Source organism: Flavobacterium psychrophilum DSM 3660 = ATCC 49418 (assembly GCF_002217405.1).
GTDB classification, from domain to species: Bacteria; Bacteroidota; Bacteroidia; order Flavobacteriales; family Flavobacteriaceae; genus Flavobacterium; species Flavobacterium psychrophilum.
Genome location: NZ_MUHE01000027.1, coordinates 67335 through 71543, shown reverse-complemented (window position 1 = coordinate 71543; position 4209 = coordinate 67335). Strand labels below are relative to the sequence as shown.

Here is a 4209-nt window from a genome sequence, read left to right as displayed (position 1 = left end):
TTTTTTGAAGCGTTGCTAATTGTTGGGGGTATTTAAGGCTTTATTGACATCGATTGCGTTTCTTTTTAGTTGTCCTAGTAGGGTTTGTGCTTGCTTTCTCCTGTTTTGCTGGGTTGCTTAATGTTTTGTCTTTATGTTTTTACTCCTTATATATAGTATAGGGGTTTTGTGTTATGGAATGTTGAATCTTATAACGCGGGTATCTTTATTTTTTTAATGGGTTTTGTATTATTGCATTTGCATTTTGTGGTTTGCAACGCAGATGACACGGATTTGATAAATTAAAAAAAATGGATTTGTTTGTTTTTGGAAATAGCTGGGTCAAAATTTTGAATGCTGAATGCTGATGTGCTGCGCCGCGTGAGGGATAGCAGCGGAAATCCTTTTTTTGAGGCTTTTCGCCGATAAAAAAGATTGTAGCGCATAGCCCGACCCGACCTTTTCGGGAGGGGCACGCCCAAAAAATTAAAAATTAAAAAACATACCTTATATATATTGTATGTTTTTTCGAAACTAGTATATTTGCATTCATAAATTTACAATAATGATTAAGATTACATTACCTGATGGTTCGATTAAAGAGTTTGAGAATGGCGTAACTCCTATGGATGTTGCTAAAAGTATTAGTGAAGGTTTGGCTAGAAATGTGATTTCGGCAGCTTTTAATAATATTACGGTGGAGACTTCGACGGAATTGACCACGGATGGTTCTCTTGTTTTGTATACTTGGAATGATAAGGACGGAAAGAAGGCTTTTTGGCATTCGACTTCGCATGTCATGGCGCAAGTTTTGGAGGAGATGTATCCTGGTTTGAAGTTGACTCTTGGTCCTGCAATAGATAATGGTTTTTATTATGATGTAGATTTTGGTGATACTAAAATTGTGGAAGCTGATTTTAAAAAAATAGAGAGTCGTATTTTAGAGATTTCGAAAGAAAAACATGAGTTTAAATTGCGTCCTGTTACTAAGGCTGATGCTTTGGAACTTTATAAAGATAATGAATATAAGTTCGAGTTGATTTCGAATCTGGAAGATGGTACGATTACTTTTTGTGATCATGCTACTTTTACCGATTTGTGTCGTGGTGGGCATATTCCGAATACTGGGATTATAAAAGCTGTAAAGATCATGAGTATTGCTGGTGCTTACTGGCGTGGCGATGAAAAAAACAAGCAATTGACTCGAGTTTACGGAACTTCGTTTCCAAAACAAAAAGACTTGACTGATTATTTAGAGTTACTGGAAGAGGCAAAACGTCGTGATCATAGAAAATTAGGTAAAGAATTAGAATTATTTGCTTTTTCACAGAAAGTTGGTCAAGGTTTGCCTTTGTGGTTGCCTAAGGGTGCTGCTTTGCGTGATCGCTTGGAGCAGTTTTTGAAAAAAGCTCAGAAAAAAGGTGGTTACGAGCAAGTGGTGACTCCGCATATTGGGCAGAAAGAATTGTATGTTACTTCTGGTCATTATGCAAAATATGGAGCTGATAGTTTTCAACCTATTTCGACTCCTGCCGAAGGTGAAGAGTTTTTATTGAAACCTATGAACTGCCCGCACCACTGTGAAATATATAATGTAAGACCTTGGTCTTATAAGGATTTGCCCAAGCGTTATGCTGAATTTGGTACCGTATATAGATATGAACAAAGTGGAGAATTGCACGGTTTAACTCGTGTTCGTGGATTTACACAAGATGATGCGCATATTTTTTGTACACCAGATCAGTTAGATGAGGAATTTAAAAAAGTAATTGACCTAGTATTATATGTGTTTGGTTCGTTAGGATTTGAAAATTTTACAGCTCAAATATCATTAAGAGACAAAGAAAATAGAGATAAGTATATAGGTAGCGACGAAAATTGGGAAAAAGCTGAAAATGCGATTATCAATGCGGCACGTGATAAAAATTTGAATACTGTTGTAGAATATGGTGAAGCGGCTTTTTATGGTCCTAAGCTTGACTTTATGGTTAAAGATGCTTTGGGTAGAAGCTGGCAATTAGGAACCATTCAGGTAGATTACAACTTACCCGAACGCTTCGAATTGACCTACAAAGGTTCTGATGATCAGTTACACAGACCTGTAATGATTCACCGTGCTCCTTTTGGTTCGATGGAACGATTTATAGCCATTTTATTAGAACATACAGCAGGAAATTTCCCCCTTTGGCTCATGCCAGAACAAGCTATAATATTGTGTTTGAGTGATAAATATGAAATATATGCGAAAAAAGTTTTAAATCTGCTAGAAAATCACGAAATTCGCGCCCTAATTGATAACAGAAACGAATCGATTGGAAGAAAAATTAGAGATGCAGAAATGCAAAAAACCCCGTTTATGCTGATTGTAGGCGAGGAAGAAGAGAAAAATAACACCATTTCTATACGCCGTCATGGGCAAGAAGGAAAAGGAAATATTACGGTTACAATAGAAGAATTTGCTAGAATTGTAAACGACGAAATAAGCAAAACATTAAAAACATTTGAAGTTTAACTAAAAAATTTAGAGCCATAGCAATTAGAAACAGTAGAGGTTACCAGCCTCGAGTAGAAAAAAAAGACGAACACAGAATAAATAACTTTATCCGTGTTCCAGAAGTACGTCTTGTAGGAGAAAATGTTGAACCTGGAGTTATAAAAACTTCGGAAGCAATGAAACTTGCCGACCAATTAGAATTGGATTTAGTTGAAATTTCTCCAAACGCAGAACCGCCAGTATGTAAAATTATGGACTATAAAAAGTTCGTTTACATGCAGAAGAAACGTGAAAAAGAGCTAAAAGCTAAATCAACTCAAATTGTAGTTAAAGAGATTCGTTTTGGTCCTCAAACTGATGAACATGATTACGAATTTAAAAGAAAAAATGCAGAAAAGTTCCTCAAAGAAGGTTCGAAACTAAAAGCATTCGTATTTTTTAAAGGACGTTCTATTATCTATAAAGACCAAGGGCAAATCTTATTATTAAGACTAGCAACAGATCTCGAAGAACATGGTAAAGTAGAAGCTATGCCAGTTCTTGAAGGAAAAAGAATGATTATGTTTATTGCTCCGAAGAAGAAAAAATAGTAATTAAGCAAATGGCACAAGGCAAAAGTTTTAAAAACTTATGTCTTGTGGCTTATGGCTTATCACTTAAAGATAGTAAGTAAGAATAAATTAAAAAAAACTAGGAAAAATGCCTAAAATGAAAACCAAATCTAGTGCCAAGAAACGATTTAAAGTTACTGGTTCTGGAAAGATTAAAAGAAAACACGCTTTTAAAAGTCATATTTTGACTAAAAAATCTAAAAAACGTAAATTAGCTTTGACACATTCAGCGCTAGTTCACGCTACAGATATGAAAAGCATCAAACAACAATTAAGAATTATCTAGTAAGCCATTAGTAAAAAGTCAATAGCCATAAGTTTTAAAAACTTTTGCCTTTTGCCTAATTACTTTTGCCTAAATAATCTTTAGGTTAAAAATTATTTAAAATAACCTTGAAGTGGGCCATTAAGTACTTTCGATTAAATTCAAGTCGCCTTACTACAAAAAAACATTAAAATTATGCCAAGATCAGTAAATTCAGTTGCTAAAAGAGCAAGAAGAAAAAAGATAATGAAGCAAGCCAAAGGTTTCTTTGGTCGTCGTAAAAACGTTTGGACAGTTGCTAAAAATGCGGTTGAGAAAGCAATGTGCTACGCTTACCGTGATAGAAAAGTAAATAAGAGAAATTTCCGTGCTTTATGGATTCAGCGTATCAACGCTGGAGCTAGACTAGAAGGAATGTCTTATTCACAATTTATGGGTAAAGTAAAAAAACATAACATCGAATTGAACCGTAAAGTTCTTGCAGATTTAGCTATGAATCACCCAGTAGCTTTCAAAACTATACTTAACAAAGTAAAATAAACGTTTTATCAACAACAAATTTATATTACTTACTATAAGAAAATCCCAGTCTAAAGATTGGGATTTTTTTTGTTTTCATCTTAATTCATAATTTATACAATTTTCTTGCGAGTATGCCTTTGCCAGAGATATTCACGCAAAGCCACAGAGTTGCAAAAAAAACACTCAATTAATTAGCCAAAATATTGTCGTTTGGGCGTTACCACAAGGGTCGGGCTATACGCTACAATCTCCCGAAGAAAAATCGGGAGGATTTTCGCTGCTATCCCTAACGCAAAATGATGTCTAAAATTCAACCTTATACCAATTTATCTTTAAAA

At 34.7% G+C, this 4209-nt stretch carries 4 protein-coding genes; all 4 read left to right on the top strand.

Annotation, left to right across the window (positions count from 1 at the left end):
- Nucleotides 1–544: 544 nt before the first annotated feature.
- The 4 genes from thrS to rplT all read left to right on the top strand — a co-directional run bounded on the left by thrS (nt 545) and on the right by rplT (nt 3889).
- Nucleotides 545–2491, top strand: a complete 1947-nt coding sequence (gene thrS / locus B0A57_RS07765; RefSeq protein ID WP_034098102.1) for a threonine--tRNA ligase — start codon at nt 545–547, stop codon at nt 2489–2491.
- A 23-nt stretch (nt 2492–2514) separates the two neighbouring features.
- On the top strand, nt 2515–3063 hold the full coding sequence (gene infC, locus B0A57_RS07760; protein WP_071948519.1) for a translation initiation factor IF-3: 549 nt from the start codon (nt 2515–2517) through the stop codon (nt 3061–3063).
- Nucleotides 3064–3172: 109 nt separating this feature from the next.
- Nucleotides 3173–3370: a 50S ribosomal protein L35 gene (rpmI, locus tag B0A57_RS07755; protein ID WP_011963049.1), complete on the top strand. Its 198-nt coding sequence runs from the start codon at nt 3173–3175 to the stop codon at nt 3368–3370.
- A gap of 174 nt (nt 3371–3544) precedes the next feature.
- Complete coding sequence (rplT, locus tag B0A57_RS07750) at nt 3545–3889, top strand: 50S ribosomal protein L20 (RefSeq protein WP_011963048.1); 345 nt, start codon at nt 3545–3547, stop codon at nt 3887–3889.
- Nucleotides 3890–4209 lie beyond the last annotated feature (320 nt).

What these genes read in the sequence shown, in the direction of transcription:
- thrS (WP_034098102.1), top strand. Translation starts at nt 545, where the DNA reads ATGATTAAGATTACATTACCTGATGGTTCGATTAAAGAGTTTGAGAAT.
- rplT (WP_011963048.1), top strand. Translation starts at nt 3,545, where the DNA reads ATGCCAAGATCAGTAAATTCAGTTGCTAAAAGAGCAAGAAGAAAAAAG.
- rpmI (WP_011963049.1), top strand. Translation starts at nt 3,173, where the DNA reads ATGCCTAAAATGAAAACCAAATCTAGTGCCAAGAAACGATTTAAAGTT.